General features: G+C 60.0%; 20 protein-coding genes and 1 pseudogene. 5 read left to right on the forward strand and 16 right to left on the reverse strand.

Going from position 1 to position 17,329, the window contains the following annotated elements:
* The first annotated feature begins 2 nt into the window (after positions 1-2).
* Both pdxH and AB4O45_RS19415 read left to right on the forward strand, forming a co-directional pair.
* The gene (gene pdxH / locus AB4O45_RS19410) at positions 3-650 is read left to right on the forward strand and encodes a pyridoxamine 5'-phosphate oxidase (protein ID WP_024011915.1); all 648 of its coding nucleotides are present in this window, start codon (positions 3-5) and stop codon (positions 648-650) included.
* 180 nt (positions 651-830) lie between these two features.
* On the forward strand, positions 831-1,295 hold the full coding sequence (locus AB4O45_RS19415; RefSeq protein ID WP_016771369.1) for an outer membrane lipoprotein: 465 nt from the start codon (positions 831-833) through the stop codon (positions 1,293-1,295).
* A 73-nt stretch (positions 1,296-1,368) separates the two neighbouring features.
* On the opposite strand, the gene AB4O45_RS19420 is transcribed toward AB4O45_RS19415, so the two are convergent.
* The 5 genes and pseudogenes from AB4O45_RS19420 to nhaA all read right to left on the reverse strand — a co-directional run bounded on the left by AB4O45_RS19420 (position 1,369) and on the right by nhaA (position 4,718).
* Positions 1,369-1,620 (reverse strand): pyocin S6 family toxin immunity protein, encoded by a 252-nt coding sequence (locus AB4O45_RS19420; protein ID WP_122705009.1) that lies wholly within the window; start codon positions 1,618-1,620, stop codon positions 1,369-1,371.
* Positions 1,621-1,642: 22 nt separating this feature from the next.
* Entirely contained in the window at positions 1,643-1,888 is a 246-nt protein-coding gene (locus tag AB4O45_RS19425; RefSeq protein WP_095180547.1) for a colicin E3-like toxin immunity protein, read from the reverse strand.
* Positions 1,889-2,140 (reverse strand): colicin E3-like toxin immunity protein, encoded by a 252-nt coding sequence (locus tag AB4O45_RS19430; protein ID WP_252879551.1) that lies wholly within the window; start codon positions 2,138-2,140, stop codon positions 1,889-1,891.
* Positions 2,141-2,147: 7 nt separating this feature from the next.
* Positions 2,148-3,362, reverse strand: a pseudogene (locus tag AB4O45_RS19435) (S-type pyocin domain-containing protein).
* 171 nt (positions 3,363-3,533) lie between these two features.
* Complete coding sequence (gene nhaA / locus AB4O45_RS19440) at positions 3,534-4,718, reverse strand: Na+/H+ antiporter NhaA (RefSeq protein WP_041478038.1); 1,185 nt, start codon at positions 4,716-4,718, stop codon at positions 3,534-3,536.
* 251 nt (positions 4,719-4,969) lie between these two features.
* Between nhaA and AB4O45_RS19445 the strand changes: the two genes are divergently transcribed.
* Positions 4,970-6,064: a PLP-dependent cysteine synthase family protein gene (locus AB4O45_RS19445; protein ID WP_056783376.1), complete on the forward strand. Its 1,095-nt coding sequence runs from the start codon at positions 4,970-4,972 to the stop codon at positions 6,062-6,064.
* 136 nt (positions 6,065-6,200) lie between these two features.
* Here the strand turns inward: AB4O45_RS19445 and AB4O45_RS19450 are convergent, their stop codons facing one another.
* Positions 6,201-7,814, reverse strand: coding sequence for an NAD(P)/FAD-dependent oxidoreductase (locus AB4O45_RS19450; protein WP_056783378.1), 1,614 nt, complete (start codon positions 7,812-7,814; stop codon positions 6,201-6,203).
* 96 nt (positions 7,815-7,910) lie between these two features.
* The gene (locus AB4O45_RS19455) at positions 7,911-8,564 is read right to left on the reverse strand and encodes a COG3650 family protein (protein ID WP_130902004.1); all 654 of its coding nucleotides are present in this window, start codon (positions 8,562-8,564) and stop codon (positions 7,911-7,913) included.
* Positions 8,565-8,701: 137 nt separating this feature from the next.
* On the opposite strand from AB4O45_RS19455, the gene AB4O45_RS19460 reads away from it, so the two are divergent.
* Entirely contained in the window at positions 8,702-9,049 is a 348-nt protein-coding gene (locus tag AB4O45_RS19460; RefSeq protein WP_252868911.1) for a hypothetical protein, read from the forward strand.
* Between the two features lie 4 nt (positions 9,050-9,053).
* Here AB4O45_RS19460 and AB4O45_RS19465 read toward each other — a convergent pair whose 3' ends face one another.
* Entirely contained in the window at positions 9,054-9,653 is a 600-nt protein-coding gene (locus AB4O45_RS19465; protein WP_252868912.1) for a short chain dehydrogenase, read from the reverse strand.
* A 104-nt stretch (positions 9,654-9,757) separates the two neighbouring features.
* On the opposite strand from AB4O45_RS19465, the gene AB4O45_RS19470 reads away from it, so the two are divergent.
* A complete protein-coding gene (locus AB4O45_RS19470) occupies positions 9,758-10,672 on the forward strand; it encodes a LysR family transcriptional regulator (RefSeq protein WP_056783386.1) in 915 nt (304 codons plus the stop codon).
* Between the two features lie 98 nt (positions 10,673-10,770).
* Here AB4O45_RS19470 and AB4O45_RS19475 read toward each other — a convergent pair whose 3' ends face one another.
* The 8 genes from AB4O45_RS19475 to livH all read right to left on the reverse strand — a co-directional run bounded on the left by AB4O45_RS19475 (position 10,771) and on the right by livH (position 17,152).
* Positions 10,771-11,247 carry a DoxX family protein gene (locus AB4O45_RS19475; RefSeq protein ID WP_252877608.1) on the reverse strand — a complete coding sequence of 159 codons (477 nt, stop codon included), beginning with the start codon at positions 11,245-11,247 and terminating at the stop codon, positions 10,771-10,773.
* Entirely contained in the window at positions 11,244-12,002 is a 759-nt protein-coding gene (locus AB4O45_RS19480) for an HvfC/BufC N-terminal domain-containing protein (protein WP_460160438.1), read from the reverse strand. The genes AB4O45_RS19475 and AB4O45_RS19480 overlap by 4 nt, the downstream gene beginning before the upstream one ends.
* Complete coding sequence (gene bufB, locus AB4O45_RS19485) at positions 11,999-12,886, reverse strand: MNIO family bufferin maturase (RefSeq protein WP_460160439.1); 888 nt, start codon at positions 12,884-12,886, stop codon at positions 11,999-12,001. The genes AB4O45_RS19480 and bufB overlap by 4 nt, the downstream gene beginning before the upstream one ends.
* 25 nt (positions 12,887-12,911) lie before the next feature.
* On the reverse strand, positions 12,912-13,217 hold the full coding sequence (locus AB4O45_RS19490) for a BufA1 family periplasmic bufferin-type metallophore (protein ID WP_041478029.1): 306 nt from the start codon (positions 13,215-13,217) through the stop codon (positions 12,912-12,914).
* A gap of 292 nt (positions 13,218-13,509) precedes the next feature.
* Positions 13,510-14,211, reverse strand: coding sequence for an ABC transporter ATP-binding protein (locus AB4O45_RS19495; RefSeq protein ID WP_150636427.1), 702 nt, complete (start codon positions 14,209-14,211; stop codon positions 13,510-13,512).
* Positions 14,212-14,979: a high-affinity branched-chain amino acid ABC transporter ATP-binding protein LivG gene (gene livG, locus AB4O45_RS19500; protein WP_016771357.1), complete on the reverse strand. Its 768-nt coding sequence runs from the start codon at positions 14,977-14,979 to the stop codon at positions 14,212-14,214. It lies immediately after the preceding gene.
* Positions 14,976-16,232, reverse strand: coding sequence for a high-affinity branched-chain amino acid ABC transporter permease LivM (locus tag AB4O45_RS19505; RefSeq protein ID WP_016771356.1), 1,257 nt, complete (start codon positions 16,230-16,232; stop codon positions 14,976-14,978). The genes livG and AB4O45_RS19505 overlap by 4 nt, the downstream gene beginning before the upstream one ends.
* A complete protein-coding gene (gene livH / locus AB4O45_RS19510) occupies positions 16,229-17,152 on the reverse strand; it encodes a high-affinity branched-chain amino acid ABC transporter permease LivH (protein WP_016771355.1) in 924 nt (307 codons plus the stop codon). The genes AB4O45_RS19505 and livH overlap by 4 nt, the downstream gene beginning before the upstream one ends.
* Positions 17,153-17,329: the final 177 nt, after the last annotated feature.

Consider the following 17,329-nt stretch of genomic DNA (forward strand, 5'->3'; position numbering starts at 1 on the left):
CCATGACCCAGGCTCTGGCCGATATGCGTCGCGACTACACCCGTGACGGTTTGACCGAGGCGCAAGCCCCGGCCGAGCCGTTTGCGCTGTTTCACCAGTGGTTCGCCGATGCGGTGAAAACCGAGCAGGCGCCGGTGGAAGCCAATGCCATGACCCTGGCCACGGTCGATGCCGACGGTCGTCCGCATTGCCGCATTCTGTTGCTCAAGGGCCTGGACGAGCAGGGCTTCACCTTCTTCACCAACTACGACAGCGCCAAGGGCCAGCATCTGGCGGCCAACCCGTTTGCCGCCATGACCTTCTTCTGGCCAACCCTGGAGCGCCAGGTGCGCATCGAAGGGCGGGTGGTCAAGGTCACGGCGCAAGAGTCCGACGCGTATTATCAGGTGCGTCCGCTGGGTAGCCGCCTCGGCGCCTGGGCCTCGCCGCAGAGCCGGGTCATCAACGGTCGTGGCGAACTGGAGGATTTGCTCAAGGCCACCGAGCAACGCTTCAGCGACAGCCAGCCGCATTGCCCGGAACACTGGGGCGGTTACCGCTTGTTGCCCGAGCGCATCGAGTTCTGGCAGGGCAGGCCGAGCCGCCTGCACGATCGCCTCAACTACCGCCTCCAGGGCGCCGAATGGATTCTGGAACGTCTGGCACCCTGAGCAGTCTACCGAGCGAGATAAACGCGGATGGCGCAGGATCGTTGATTTGACGCTACCTTGAGTGGACGCACGCGGGCATCTGTACCAGGCCTGAATGGAAGCCAATTTTATCCGGATGGTGTCGTGACAGGCGCCAGGCCACGGGGTTTAATGAACACATGTTCTTTTGGAGTTGATGCTATGCGTAAGTCTGTTCTGCTGGTTGCTTCCTTTTCGACGATGGCGATGTTGCTGACCGGCTGCCAATCGAGCCTCACCGGCGACTCCTACTCCCGTGACGAAGCGCGTCGTGTGCAGACGATTCGCATGGGCACCATCGAATCCCTGCGACCGGTAAAAATCGAAGGCACCAAGACCCCGATCGGCGGCGCAGCAGGCGCAGTGGTCGGCGGCGTCGGCGGCAGCGCTATCGGCGGCGGCAAGGGCAGCATTGTGGCTGCGGTCATCGGGGCAGTGGCCGGCGGCCTGCTTGGCTCGGCCACCGAAGAAGGCCTGACCCGCACCCAGGGCGTGGAAATCACCGTCCGCGAAGACGACGGCAGCATGCGCGCCTATGTGCAGCAGGTTCAGGAGAATGAAGTATTCCGCGTTGGCGAGCGGGTGCGGATTTCCACCGTTGGCGGAACCAGCCGCGTTTCGCACTAAGCGGGAAGCCGGGTAAAAGAAAACCCCGATCAGGTGACTGGTCGGGGTTTTTCTTTGTTTGTGAATTGCTCATTCAGTATGTGGCGCAGGTGCCCATGAAGTATTCAAGGCCCTTTGGAAAACTGACGTTGAGCAGGTTTTCCAATGCGGTTACCTGATCCTGAGTCAACAACAGCTCGCCGGGTTCCACCTCATCCAAGGGCTTTGATTCAATGAGCTGAGCCACTTTTTCATTCATCTCGCTGCCTGTGATATCCAGCTCGAATTGCAAGGAGTCGTCTTGGGCTTCGTCAGGGAAAAAACCGGTAATTAAAAGAAAGTGCATGGAGCTAATACTTCCGGGGCTGTTAGCCGTAGTCAAACGAAATTTGATAGTCGTGAACTCTCAAATCGATTTGATGTTGAAAATACGGCTGAATGGTGGCGAGCCAATTTTGAGCGACGTTGAAACTGCCATTGTTGATGTTGTCCGCGGCGGGAATCCCCAAGGCGTTTAACACTGACTCGTCACCACCCAGGTCTTTTGACGACTCTTCCCCCTGAAACTCCAAGGTTGCTGTGTCGTACCATTCCAATCTCAGTTCCAGTCCCATCTACCATTGATCCCGGTAAACGAACGATACCTGATAGTCGTAAGAAGAAAATTGAATGGAATGCTGGAAGTGGGGCTGGAGAGTCTTAATCCAATCGGCTTTTACATCAAATCCGCCGTTATTGAAGCTTTTCGACGGTAGGCCTAATGCTTCCATTAATGAGCCGTCCTCGCCAAAATCTTTCGACAGTTCCTCCCCCTCACCCAGTTCGGTTTGTCGGTCGTACCATTCGAGTCTGGCTTTGAGTCCCATGTAATCCTCATAAATATTTTTTAATACTACGGTTTTTTTTGGGTGGATCTATCTGTTCACCAGTTCTGTGGTCGTAAGAGCCTAAATGGCTGCCATCACTTGCGCGATAGGCTTCAAGCTCGCCATGTAAATAGTCCCATTCATAAATTATTCGGCCTTTTGCATTGATCCAGCGATCCCGGAGCCCACCGTTGAACGGCGTTTTCTTTTTTGCTCTTCTTAAATCGGGAAAGGCTGTGATATCCGACGTTTCGGGAGCGGGGTGATAGGTATGTCCCGCTTCAGCGGTGCCTTTCGCAGAGCTGACAACGATGTAAATCGGTTTTACACCCGAGTCTGTGGGAAACACCAGAATGAAATCTTTGTACTCCGGCGGATAAAGCGGATTCACCAGTATCCCGTCCGCCGCCTTCGTCGGTGGATACACCCAGATATGCGGTGCCTGCGGTGCGGCCTCCAGTGCTGGAATGCCGAGAATGTCCGAGCCATCCACCGCCGGGGTCCAGAGCAGTTCGACGCCTTCACCCAGATCGGCAACGAACCGGTCGCCGCGTGCAGTGAACTGCACGACATCGACCATTTCCCAATCGCGGTTCTTACCGGTGTAGAAACCTTAACCCTTGAGGCTGCCGTCGGCCTGTTGCTCGACGCGCAGGCGCACGCGGGTTCGGGCTTGTTTGAGTGTGCTCAGTTGCTCATCGGTGTAGAGCGCGCTGTCGCCCAGGCTGGATGGCATCAAAAGCGCAACCAGCCCCACCAAAGTCGCAGCCGCCGCAGGGGAGGCGAGCGCCGGTAGCACTTCAAAAGCCGAGCCTGCCAAGGCCAGACTGCCGAACCCGACCGGGATGGTGTTGGCGCTGATTTTCTTGAGAGGAATGCCGCCGCTTGCGTCGGCTTCGCGAGCGCCGAGCAGGATCAGCTCGCCGTAATCCTTCAGGCTGTCGGTCGGCACCATGCCGGAAGGATTGCTGTAATCGATAATCGCATCCGGCAACTTGCAGGACTTGGCGAATACACAGCCGGCACGCACGGCTTCAGGTTTTTTCGCAGCCACTTCACGGCTGCGCTCGAACGCCTCCTGCCGCGCCAGCATCGCGTCGTAAGCGTTTTGCCCGGCTTCGCGCTCGGCCAGTTCTGCGGCCGTCATATACCGCCAGGTAACGTGATGCCCGTCGCCCTGCGGTGGGTTTTGCACCCGGGGAATGTCCTTGTTCCGCGCCACTGATCATCCCTTCGTTCATCATCGACAGCCCCTCGGAAAGGGGCTGCAGGACGTTATCGAAGCGGAGAAAGTGTGGCTGTAGGACGGGTCGCTAATGACGTGGGGATTGTTCGCTGCGTAACTGTCAGGCGAGGAATCTGTGGCGAGGGCCAAGCTCCCTCGCCACAGGGGTCATTGCAGTTGTGAATTCTTGCGACTCGCCGCCGCCGTCACCGCATAACCAATCACCGCCGCGAGAATCGAGCCGGTGAGGATGCCCATGCGATCCATGCCGGCGTAATCACTCACGCCCGGTTCGAAGGCCAGCGAGCCGACGAACAGGCTCATGGTGAAGCCGATGCCGCAGAGGATTGCCACGCCGAGGACCTGACCCCAGTTGGCGCCTTGGGGCAGGGCGGCGATGCCAATCTTGACCGCCAGCCAGGTCAGGCCGAACACGCCGATGGTCTTGCCCAGCAGCAGGCCGATGGCGATGCCCATCGGTACGTCGTGGGTGAAGCTTTCGACGGTGACGCCGCTCAGTGACAGGCCGGCGTTGGCGAAGGCGAACAGCGGCAGGATGCCGTAGGCGACCCAAGGGTGCAGCGCGTGTTCGAGGGTCAGCAGCGGCGACGACTCGGCGTTTTTCGTGCGCAGGGGAATGCAGAAAGCCAGGGTCACGCCGGCCAGTGTCGCGTGGACACCGCTCTTGAGCACGCAGACCCAGAGGATCAGGCCGATGATCATGTACGGCCCGAGCTTGACCACGCCGAGCCGGTTCATCGCCACCAGCGCGGCAATGCACGCAGCCGCCAGGCCAAGGGACAGGGTCGAGAGTTCGCCGGAATAGAAGATTGCGATGATGACGATGGCGCCGAGGTCATCAATGATCGCCAGAGTCATCAGGAACAGTTTCAGCGACACCGGAACGCGTTTGCCAAGCAGGGCCAATACGCCGAGGGCGAAGGCGATGTCGGTGGCGGTCGGAATGGCCCAGCCACTCAGGGCGGCGGGGTTGTCGCGGTTGAGGAACCAGTAGATCAGCGCCGGCACCAGCATGCCGCCGATCGCCGCTGCGCCGGGCAGGACGATCTGCGAAGGCTTGGACAATTGGCCGTCGAGCACTTCGCGTTTGACTTCCAGACCGATCAGCAGGAAGAACATCGCCATCAGGCCGTCATTGATCCACAGCAGCAGAGGTTTGGCGATTTTCAACGCGCCGATCTGCGCCACCACCGGGGTGTCGAGCAGGCCGGTGTACAGCCACGACAGCGGTGAGTTGTTGATGATCAGCGCGAGAACGGCTGCGGCGATCAATAGCAGACCGCTGGCGGCTTCCAACTGAAAGAAACGCGTGAAAGTGCTACGCAGAGGCAAGGTCGCTCTCCATCGAATCAAGAAAAAGGTGAAACACCCTAACCCGTACCGTTAGTTGTTAAAACAAAAGTTATATTCTTTTTTGTTATATGTCGTTACAGGCTGTCTGGCTCGGGCAGCACTGAGCCTAGCAGTTGCCCGACACATTGAGACTCAGCTGTATCTTTGCCGTCTGCGGTATTTTTCCTAAGCTTGCGCCAGACCTTTTTCAGGAGACCGATCTCCTGGCTGATTCAATGAGAACCGAGACCATGAGCGACAACCGACAGTGGGCACGCGAAGCCATCCGCATCATCGAGGCGGACTTCCAGCGCAGCGCCGACACCCACCTGATCCCTTTGCCGCTGCCCGGTTTTGCCGGCATCGAGTTGTATTTCAAGGACGAATCCAGCCACCCGACCGGCAGCCTCAAGCATCGCCTGGCCCGTTCGCTGTTCCTTTACGCGCTGTGCAACGGCTGGCTGAAACCCGGCGCGCCGGTGATCGAAGCGTCCAGTGGGTCGACGGCGATTTCCGAAGCGTATTTCGCGCGCATGCTCGGTTTGCCGTTTATCGCAGTAATGCCGGCGACGACTTCGAAAGAGAAGATTGCCCAGATTGCTTTTTACGGCGGGCAGAGCCATCTGGTGCAGGATCCGACGCAGATCTACGCCGAATCCGAGCGCCTGGCCCGCGAGCATGGCGGTCACTTCATCGATCAGTTCACCTACGCCGAACGTGCCACCGACTGGCGAGCGAACAACAACATCGCCGAGTCGATCTTCCAGCAGATGCGCTACGAAAAGCACCCTGAGCCGACGTGGCTGATTTCCAGCCCCGGCACTGGCGGGACTACAGCGACCCTTGGTCGATACGTGCGTTATCGCCAGCACTGCACCCGCGTGTTGTGTGCCGATGCCGAGCGTTCGGTGTTCTTCGATTTCTATCAGAGCGGTGATGCCAGCCTGCGTCTGGACTGCGGCTCGCGCATCGAGGGCATTGGTCGACCTAGGGTGGAAGCGTCGTTCCTGCCCAAGGTGATCGATGCGATGGTCAAGGTGCCGGACGCCCTGTCGCTGGCGGCCATGCATTATCTGGCGCAGCGTTTGGGGCGGCATGTCGGCGGGTCGAGCGGGACCAATCTGATCGGTGCGCTGATGGCGGCGCAACAGATGAAAGCGGCGAGGCAGTCGGGGTCGATCGTGGCGATCCTGTGCGATGGCGGCGAGCGTTATGCCGACACGTATTACGATCAGCAATGGCTGAAGGCGCAGGGCTATGAACTGGGTGATTTGATTGCAGCGGTGGCGGCGAGTGCCGAGCGCGGGGAGGCGCTGCCGACCTCGGTGCTGCGCGCCAACATCTGAAGAAACGCAAAAACCAATGTGGGAGCGAGCCTGCTCGCGAAGGCGGAATCACATTCAACAACTTCGTTGAGTGACAGACCGCTTTCGCGAGCAGGCTCGCTCCCACAGGGTTTTGTGTTGGGTCAGCTGATGCTGATCAGGCTTCCAGTCCGAGGATATCGCGAGCCACTGCCTCGGCAATGCGAATCCCGTCAACACCCGCCGAGAGAATCCCGCCGGCATAGCCCGCGCCTTCACCGGCCGGGAACAGGCCTTTGACGTTCATGCTCTGCAGCGACTCGTTGCGGGTGATGCGCAGCGGCGATGAAGTGCGCGTCTCGATTCCGGTCAGCACGGCGTCGTGCAGCGAATAACCGCGAATCTGCTTCTCGAACGCCGGCAAGGCTTCACGGATCGCCTCAATGGCAAAGTCCGGCAGCGCCAGCGCCAGATCGCCCAAGGCCACGCCCGGCTTGTACGACGGCTCGACTTCGCCCAGCTCGGTCGATGGAATGTCGTTGATAAAGTCGCCAACCAGTTGCGCCGGAGCCTTGTAGTCGCTGCCGCCCAGAATGAACGCGTGGGATTCCAGGCGCTCCTGCAACTCGATACCGGCGAGCGGGCCGCCCGGATAATCGACTTCCGGGGTAATGCCGACGACGATGCCGGAGTTGGCATTACGCTCGTTACGCGAGTACTGGCTCATGCCATTGGTGACCACGCGATTCGGTTCCGACGTCGCAGCGACCACGGTGCCGCCCGGGCACATGCAGAAGCTGTACACCGAACGCCCGTTCTTGGCGTGGTGCACCAGTTTGTAATCGGCCGCGCCAAGTTTCGGGTGGCCGGCGTATTTGCCCAGGCGCGCGCGGTCGATCAGCGACTGCGGATGTTCGATGCGGAAACCCACCGAGAACGGCTTGGCTTCCATAAACACGCCACGGCTATGGAGCATGCGGAAGGTGTCGCGGGCGCTGTGGCCGAGGGCCAGAACCACGTGTTTGGAATGCAGGGTTTCGCCGCTGGCCAGTTGCACGCCGACCAGTTGGCCGTCTTCGATCAGCACGTCGCTGACGCGCTCCTGGAAGCGCACTTCACCGCCCAGTTCGCGGATCTGCTCGCGCATGTTTTCGACCATACCGGTCAGGCGGAACGTACCGATGTGCGGCTTGCTGACGTAGAGGATTTCTTCCGGCGCGCCGGCCTTGACGAACTCGTGCAGGACTTTGCGGCCGAGGAATTTCGGGTCCTTGATCTGGCTGTACAGCTTGCCGTCGGAGAACGTGCCCGCGCCGCCTTCGCCGAACTGCACGTTGGACTCGGGATTGAGCACGCTTTTGCGCCACAGGCCCCAGGTGTCCTTGGTGCGCTGACGGACTTCGGTGCCGCGTTCGAGAATGATCGGTTTGAAGCCCATCTGTGCCAGCAGCAGGCCGGCGAAGATGCCGCACGGGCCGAAACCGACGACGATCGGACGCTGACCCGGATCGCTCGGTGCCTGACCAACGAATTTGTAGCTGACATCCGGCGCCACGTTGACGTTACGGTCGTCGGCGAACTTGCCCAACACTCTGGCCTCGTCGCGTACGTTGAGGTCGATGGTGTAGATGAAGCACAGTTCGGAGGACTTTTTGCGCGCGTCATAGCTGCGCTTGAACAAGGTGAAATCGAGCAGATCATCGCTGGCGATGCCCAGACGCTGCACGATGGCGGCGCGCAGGTCTTCTTCGGGATGGTCGATTGGCAGCTTGAGTTCAGTGATTCGTAACATGGCGGGGATCCGGATTCGCGGGGCGCACAACTGCGCCAGGGCGTTTGAAGGCGGCGATTATAAGCCGCCGCGAGCGGATCCGTGGGGGAAAAACGATCAGTCGTTACGCGCGCCGCCGAAATAGCCGCAACCGCGCTGCACCTGACCGTCGATGCGCAACTCGGCGCTCATGTGCTGCACACTGCCGGTGCTGCTGTCGACGCAGCGCTGTGGCGCCACCCACAATTCGATGCGCTGGTTGTTGGCTTCGCTGCTGAGATTGAAGCGGCCGTCGCCCAGTTGCTCTTCCACATACGGCACGGCGAGTGGAGCCTGGCCGTCGCGCTCGATGACCATGCCTTTGCCGCTGACCTTGACGTTCCACTCCGGGCCATGGCCGGCGGCGCGCAGGATCAGCAGTTTGAAATTCGGATCGTCGCAGGCCGTGCCCGAGCGCTCGACGCGATACAACTGGCCGAGGTCGAGGCGGTCGCCGGAAACCTTGCCGCGCACATCGGCAAACAGCTTGCCCTGTTCGTCGGCGAGTGTAGCGGCCTCTTGCAGGACGCTGGTGCCGCCGATGTCGTTGACCACCAGTTGCCGCTGCTCCTGGCACGGCTGGAACACCAGTTTGCCGTCGGCGGCGGTCAGTTGCCCCTGCATGCGCGTCTGTCCGGCATGGGACACACTTTCACGCTGGCCGTCGAACAACTGGCAGGCGGCAAACATCGGCAGCAGGGCAACGAGGACGAACGAACGGGCAACACGCATCTTTGGCTCTCCAGACAAGTGCTGCCACGTTACTGAGGCTGAGTGCCTATCACAAGGTCTGGTCTGCCACTATTGAGTCGGGCGTGGGAGCCCCGCATAGTCTCATGCACGTTTTTTGATGGATCAGGGAGTGTTAAATGAAATGGAAAATTGCGCTGTTGCTGTTGGCATCTGCAAGCGCTGTCAGCGTCCAGGCAGCCGATTTGGCTTTCTCTTCAGGGGTTGATTTCACAAAGATGGTAATGCTGCTCAAGGATGATCAGGGGCCCAATCCGGATCTTGTCGAACTGTCCCTGGTGTTGACACCCGTAGCCACTGAGAGGGCTAAGGCAATCAGTCATGAGGCGATGGGCCAGCCATTGAATCTTTCGATCAACGGCCAGCACATTTCCACGGCGACAGTGCGATCCGAGCTGGGCGGGGAGTTCAGGATCTCAATGTCGCGGTCTGTCGCCAAACGGCTTTTACCTACCCTGATCGATTAATCATTCAGGCCACGTGAAACGTCTGACCGGTTTGCAGGCCTTCGACACTTTTCGCGTAGGCCAATGCCACTTCCGCGGCAGGAACCGGCTTGAAGCCACGGAAGTAGGGCGCGTATTTGCCCAGGGCTTCGGTCAGTACGGTCGGGCTCACCGAGTTCACCCGCAGGCCACGCGGCAGTTCGATGGCGGCGGCGCGGACGAAGCTGTCGATGGCGCCGTTGACCAGCGCTGCCGAGGCGCCGCTGCGAATCGGATCGTGGCTGAGCACGCCGGTGGTAAACGTGAACGAAGCGCCATCGTTGGCGTACTCGCGGCCGATCAGCAGCAGATTGACCTGACCCATCAGTTTGTCTTTCAGGCCGAGGGCGAAGCTGTCTTCGGTCATGTCGTCCAGCGCTGCGAACGTCACGTTGCCCGCCGCGCAGATCAGCGCATCGAACTTGCCGGTCTGTTCGAACAGCTTGCGGATCGAGGCGCTGTCGCTGATATCCACTTGCAAGTCACCGCTGTTACGACCGATACGAATGACCTCGTGGCGTTGCGACAATTCTTTGTCCACCGCTGAGCCGATGGTGCCGCCTGCGCCTATCAACAGAATTTTCATCGAGCTGTACCCCATGTGTGTGAATGAGGTTTCAGTCTAGGGTGGTTTTTTTTGCGGATAAGCGCACTAATAGGCAACCTTTGGTTTTCAATTGGAAACAATCCATGAGCGAAATGGATGATCTCGCCGCGTTCGCTGTGCTGATCGAGGCCGGCAGTTTCACCCTTGCGGCGCAGCAGTTGGGCTGCAGCAAGGGCCAGTTATCCAAGCGCATCAGCCAGCTCGAAGCGCAGTTCGGTGTGGTATTGCTGCAACGCACCACCCGGCGCTTGAGCCTGACGGCGGCGGGGGCGGCGCTGCTGCCGCAGGCCCAGGCGCTGGTGGTCCAGGTCGAACGCGCACGGCAGGCTTTGGCGCGGTTGAAGGACGACATGGCCGGCCCCGTGCGCATGACGGTTCCGGTGTCGCTCGGCGAGACCTTCTTCGATGGCTTGCTGCTGGAGTTTTCCGGGCAATACCCCGAGGTGCAAATCGAGCTGGAGCTGAACAACAGCTATCGCGATCTGTCGCGCGATGGCTTTGATCTGGCGATTCGCGCCGAAGTGGCCAATGACGATCGGCTGGTGGCCAAGCCGTTGTTGGCGTGGCACGAAATGACCTGCGCCAGCCCGGCCTACCTCGAGCGCTTCGGCGAGCCGGCGACGCCCCATGCCTTGGCCGAGCATCGTTGTCTGCTCAACAGCCATTACAGCGGTCGCGAAGAATGGCTGTATCACCAGCAGCACGAGTTGTTGCGGGTGCGGGTATCCGGTCCATTTGCCAGTAATCATTACAGCCTGTTGAAGAAAGCAGCGCTGTCCGGCGCCGGCATCGCCCGTTTGCCTTCGTATCTGCTGCAAGCGGAACTGGCGGACGGCCGCTTGCGCTGGTTGCTGCGCGATTACCAGACCCGACGGATGCCGATGTATCTGGTGCACCCGTATCAGGGTGGTTTGCCCAAGCGCACGCAGGTGTTGGCGGATTATTTGATGGGCTGGTTCAAGCGCAGTGGCGAGGCGCTGGATCGACTCCAGCGCTGACACCGAACCTTTGTAGGAGCTGCCGAAGGCTGCGATCTTTTGATTTTTAGAAGCAAGATCAAAAGATCGCAGCCTTCGGCAGCTCCTACTGTTTCAAGTCAGCCTTGGCATCGGCGGGCAATCAGCTGATCGATCGACAATTTGCCCGGCCCGGTCGCCATCAGGTACAGCAACACCGCCGCCCAGGTGCCGTGGGTCGGGTAGGCATCCGGGTAGACGAACAGTTGGATAGTCAACGTCATGCCGAGCAATGCCAGCGCCGAAAACCGTGTGGCGAAGCCGAGCAGGATCAGTAGCGGAAACACATGCTCGGCAAACGCCGCCAGATGCGCGGCAATTTCCGGCGACAGCAGCGGCAGGTTGTACTCGCTCTGAAACAGCGGAATCGTCGAATCGGCCAAACGTGGCCAGCCCAGTTCAAAAGTGCCGTCAATCAAATCGACGGCCAGTCCTTCGACCTTGGTTTGCCCGGATTTCCAGAACACCGCAGCGATGGAAAAACGCGCGATGAAGGCAATCAGGCTGTGGGGGATTTTTTCCAACAGCGCGATGACGCGCGGGATAAAAGCGTTCATGGCAACTCCTTGTAATTCAGCTGGGTGATCGCGTTATGCGCAATCAGTAAAGCGAGGGTTTGGGCGAGATCGAACGGCGGGCTGTTTTCTGCCGCCGCGAGCAGTGGCGAGCCCTGGAGCAGATGACCAATGAACACGCTCGCACCCGCCTCAAGAGCGAACACCTCAACGTCGAGACCGTTGCGCAGCACCAGGGCATGCTGGCCTTGATGGAGGCCAATGCCCGCCAGACTTGGCTCCTGCTGATGCGCGGCCCAGATCGCCACCACCGCGAAAGCAGAGTCGAGCAGGTGCAGCGAGGGATGCAGTTCGAAACACAGTTCACTCAGCGACTGCGGATCGGCCAGCGCGGCACTGACTTGTTCAGGCCGGATCGGCTGCGCATCGGCGGCGTGGTAGGCAACAGTACGCAAGTGCTCCAGTCGCGCGACGTCTGCGACATAAGGCACGCCGGCAATGGGTTCGAATTGTGCGATGAAGTCGGCGAAGTCCTCGCCATAGAGGCTCATCAACGGACTGTGAGGCGGCTGACTCTGGACGAAAATCGCCGCCATGGCGCGGAAGAATTCCTCGCCGACCAATTGCAGTACCACCGGATAGCTGTCGGCCAGGGCATTGATCAGCGAGCTCTGCACGTTGTTGCGATACACCGCAAAACGTCGCGACGGATCGGCGCCATTACGGCTGCACAGGCCCTTGGGATACGGCAGTTGCGCATTGAGCAGGGCGGCGGCGAAGTCCGCTTGCGTGCTCATGCCGCACGCTCCGCGCGGCGCAACAGCGTCTCGGCTTGCTGCGCTTCGGCGAGCAAGACGTCGAAGGCCGGCACCTGATTATCGCGTTCGATCAACGTCGCCACCGGGCCGATACGTTGCAGCACTTGCCGGTACAGATCCCAGACGGCCTGATCAACCGGCGCGCCGTGATCGTCAATCAGCAAGCGGTCGCCAAGGTTGTCGCAATCTTCAGCGAAGCCGGCCAGATGAATCTCGCCGACCGCGTGCAGCGGTAACGCGTCGAGATAGGCCAAAGGATCGCGCTGATGATTGATGCACGACACGTAGACATTGTTGACGTCGAGCAACAAGCCGCAGCCGCTGCGGCGGATTACTTCGGCGATGAACTCGGCCTCGTCGATCGTCGAGTGCTCAAATCCCAGATAGGTCGCCGGGTTCTCCAACAGCATCGGTCGTTTCAGAGTGTTCTGCACCTGGTCGATGTGCGCACAGACGCGGTTCAGTGTCGGCGTGTCGTAAGCCAGTGGCAGCAGGTCATTGAGGAACACCGGGCCGTGGCTCGACCACGCCAGATGTTCGGAAAAGGCTTGCGGTTGATAGCGCTCGATCAGCTCGGCGAGGCGTTTGAGGTGCTGGCTGTCCAGCGCGCCTTCGCCACCGATCGACAGCCCCACGCCGTGCAATGACAGCGGGTACTGTTCGCGAATCAGACCGAGAAAATGATGAAACGGGCCGCCGGCCACCATGTAGTTTTCGGCGTGGACTTCGAAGAAGCCGAGGTCAGGTACGGAGCCGAGCACTTCGAGGAAGTGCCCGGTCTTGAGCCCCAGCCCGGCGCGGGCAGGGAGCTCGGTGCGAGCTGCCTGAGTGCGCGGCAGGGACGGTTCGTGATGACTGAACATGGGCGTCACTCAGGCAGGCCGTGGATCAGGACTTGGCTTTGAAGGCTTCGAGCTGACCGAAACCGGTCGGCGAGGTTTTGCTCTCGGTGGTGGCGCAGGTGCCCTTCGGAACGAGCTTCCAGGCGTTGGCCTGATAGTCCATTTTCGCCGTGCCGGCGCAGGTGGTGCCGGCACCTGCGGCGCAATCGTTCTTGCCTTTCAGGGCTACGCCGAAGCATTTTTCCATGTTGGCATCAGCGGCCTGAGCGGTGGAGACAGTGGCGATGCTCAGAGCGGAACCGAGGGCCAGAACCAGGGCGGTAGCGGACAGGGTACGGGTAGTCGCAGTCATGATGTTTCTCCAGTTTTTATCAGGGTTTCTGCAAGCGGTTTGCGCTTGCTTGTCCCTCTAGAGAACGGGTGGGGGGATGCGTTACAGGTGGGGCGAGAAATTTATAAAAAATTTCGGATTCAGCAGTATCCCTGTGGGAGCGAGCCTGCTCGCGAAGGCGGTGTGACATTCAACATTATTGGTGCGTGATACATCGCTTTCGCCAGCAGGCTCGCTCCCACAGAGGATCGGTGTTTTTCGTTTGGGCATAAAAAAACGGCCCGAAGGCCGTTTTTCTGTGCAGCGATAACACTCAACCGCCGAGGTACGCCTCGCGCACTTTCGGGTCGGTCAGCAGCGCTTCACCGGTGCCTTGCATGACCACGCGGCCGTTCTCCAGAACGTAGGCGCGGTCGGCGATTTTCAGCGCCTGGTTGGCGTTCTGCTCGACCAGGAACACCGTCACACCGTCCTTGCGCAGCTGTTCGATGATGTCGAAGATCTGCTGGATGATGATCGGCGCCAGACCCAGCGACGGCTCGTCGAGCAGCAGCAGCTTGGGCTTGCTCATCAGTGCACGGCCGATGGCGAGCATCTGCTGTTCGCCGCCGGACATGGTGCCGCCGCGCTGGTTGAAACGCTCTTTCAGGCGTGGGAAAAGTCCGAGGACCTTGTCCATCTGTTCCTGATAGTCGTCTTTGTCGGTGAAAAATCCGCCCATCGACAGGTTTTCTTCCACGGTCAGACGGGCAAACACCCGACGACCTTCCGGGACCACGGCGATGCTCTTGCGCATGATCTGCGACGAGTCCTGGCCGACCAGTTCCTCACCCATGTAGCGGATGCTGCCGCTGTGCGCCTGCGGCGAACCGCAGAGTGTCATCAGCAGCGTGGATTTGCCGGCACCGTTGGCGCCGATCAGCGTCACGATCTCGCCCTGACGGACTTCGACGTTGACGCTGTGCAGGGCCTGGATCTTGCCGTAGAAGGTGGAAACGTTTTCGAACTGCAGCATTTACGCTTCCCCCAGGTAGGCTTTGATCACTTCAGGATTGTCGCGGATCTGTTCCGGCGTACCGTCGGCCAGCGGCGTGCCCTGATTGATCACGACGATGTGGTCGGAAATGCTCATGACCAGTTTCATGTCGTGTTCAATCAGCAGCACGGTGACGTTGTGCTCTTCGCGCAACACACCGATCAGCGCCTTGAGGTCTTCGGTTTCCTTCGGGTTCAGGCCGGCGGCCGGTTCGTCGAGCATGAGAATCCGCGGACGGGTCATCATGCAGCGGGCGATTTCCAGACGCCGTTGCTGGCCGTAGGCGAGGGTGCCGGCGGTGCGGTTGGCGAACTCTTTGAGGTTGACCTTTTCCAGCCAGTATTCGGCAAATTCCATCGCCTCGCGCTCGCTTTTGCGGAACGCCGGGGTCTTGAACAGGCCGGACAGGAAGTTGGTGTTCAAGTGACGGTGCTGGGCGATCAACAGGTTCTCGACCGCAGTCATGTCCTTGAACAAACGCACGTTCTGGAAGGTACGCACCACGCCTTTGAGCGCGATCTTGTGGCCCGGCAGGCCCTGGATCGGCTCGCCGTCGAGCAGGATGCTGCCGCCGGTAGGCTGATAGAAGCCGGTCAGGCAGTTGAACACGGTGGTCTTGCCGGCGCCGTTCGGGCCGATCAGGGCAACCACCTGTTTTTCCTTGACGGTCAGCGCCACGCCGTTGACCGCCAGCAAGCCGCCGAAGCGCATGCTCAGATTTTCGACTTTAAGGATCTCCCGGCTCATTTGCGCAACTCCATGTGTGGGCGTTGCATCGGCAGCAGACCTTGTGGACGCCAGATCATCATCAGCACCATCAGCGCACCGAACATCAACATGCGGTACTCGCTGAACTCACGCATCATTTCCGGCAACAGGATCATCACGATCGCCGCCAGAATCACACCCAATTGCGAGCCCATGCCACCCAATACGACGATGGCAAGGATGATCGCCGACTCGATGAAGGTGAACGACTCCGGCGTTACCAGCCCCTGACGTGCAGCGAAGAAGCTGCCGGCGAAACCGGCGAACGCAGCGCCCAGGGTGAAGGCGGAGAGCTTGATCACGGTCGGGTTCAGGCCCAACGCGCGGCAGGCGATTTCGTCTTCACGCAGTGCTTCCCACGCACGGCCGATCGGCATGCGCAGCAGACGGTTGATCACGAACAGCGCGGCCAGTGCGAGCAACAGCGCAACCAGGTAAAGGAAGATCACCTTGTTGATCGAGTTGTATTGCAGGCCGAAATACTCGTGGAACGTCTGCAGGCCTTCGGCGGCTTTGCGCTCGAAGGTCAGGCCGAAGAACGTCGGTTTTTCGATGTTGCTGATGCCGTTCGGGCCACCGGTGATGTCGGTCAGGTTACGCAGGAACAGACGGATGATTTCGCCGAAACCCAAGGTCACGATCGCCAGATAGTCGCCGCGCAGACGCAACACCGGGAAGCCCAGCAGGAAGCCGAACGTCGCCGCCATCAGGCCGGCAATCGGCAGGCAGATCCAGAAGCTCAAACCGTAGTAATGCGACAGCAGCGCGTAGCTGTAGGCGCCGACGGCGTAGAAACCGACGTAACCGAGGTCAAGCAGACCGGCCAAACCGACGACGATGTTCAGGCCCAGGCCGAGCATCACGTAGATCAGGATCAGCGTTGCGATATCCACCGCGCCACGGGAGCCGAAGAACGGCCAGACCAGGGCGATCAGAATCAGCGCAATGATGAAATAGCGCTGGGTGGTTGGCAGGGTCAGAAAGTTGCTGGCCTTGGCCGGGATCAGCGGCATGCCCGGCGAGGAGCGCCAGGCCTTGCTGATCTGCTGGTTGAACAGCACGCGCAAGAACATCAGCACCGAGCAGATCGCGATGGTCGCGAGTACCGCAGGGCTGGTGTTGTGCACTTCCAGATTGATGCCGACGATGGTCAGTTTCAGACCCAGTACCGGGTAGGCCACCGCCCACACCAGCAAGGCACTGAACAGTGCCTGTTTAAGATTCCTAGTCATACTTTCTCAACCTCCGGACGGCCCAGAATGCCGGTCGGACGGAACAACAGCACCAGAACCAGCAGGCCGAACGCAACGACGTCCTTGTACTGGTCGCCGAAGATATCGGCACCGAACGCTTCCGCTACACCGAGCACCAAGCCGCCGAGCATTGCCCCGGGGATGCTGCCGATGCCGCCCAGTACCGCAGCGGTGAAGGCCTTGAGGCCGACGAGGAAACCGGCGTTGGGGTTGATCACGCCGTATTGCATGCTCAGCAGCACCGCAGCGACCGCCGCCAGCGCAGCACCGATGACGAAGGTCAGGGCGATGATGTTGTTGGTGTTGATGCCGAGCAGGTTGGCCATCTTGATGTCCTCGGCACAGGCGCGGCAGGCGCGGCCCAGGCGGGAACGGGAGATGAACAGGGTCAGGCCGAGCATGGCGATCAGGGTCACCACGAACACCACGATCTGCATGTAGGAAATCAGCACTTCTTGTGCGCCACCCGGACCGAAGGCGAAGTTGCCCGGGATCAGGTTGGGGATAGCTTTGTCCTTGGAGTCTTGCGCCAGCAGAACGGTGTTCTGCAGGAAGATCGACATACCGATGGCAGAAATCAGCGGGATCAGACGGTTACTGCCGCGCAGGGGGCGGTAGGCGATCCGTTCGATGCTGTAACCGTAGGAACTGGTGACGACGATGCTGGCGATGAACGCCGCGGTCATCAACAGCGGGACACTGTCGAGTCCCATCATGGTCAGCCCGGCGATGGCGATGAAGGCCACGTAGGAACCGATCATGTACACCTCGCCGTGGGCGAAGTTGATCATTCCAATGATGCCGTAGACCATCGTGTAGCCGATGGCGATCAGGGCATACATGCTGCCAACGTTGAGGCCGTTAACCAGCTGTTGGAAGAAGTGATAGAGGTCAGGCATTACAGCGCTCCTAAAAACCTGTACGCATTTCACTGGTGGAGTCATTTTCCCGCCCGGCCCCGTGGATCTCTATCCACTTCGAATCCGGGTTTTGCCAGCGAACCGCTGATGACGGTTTTGAGATTTTCAGGTGGGCAGACTGGCGGATCACGCCAGCGCGGCCCATACATTCGCAAA

The sequence above is a fragment of the Pseudomonas sp. S2_B10 genome (assembly GCF_054668425.1).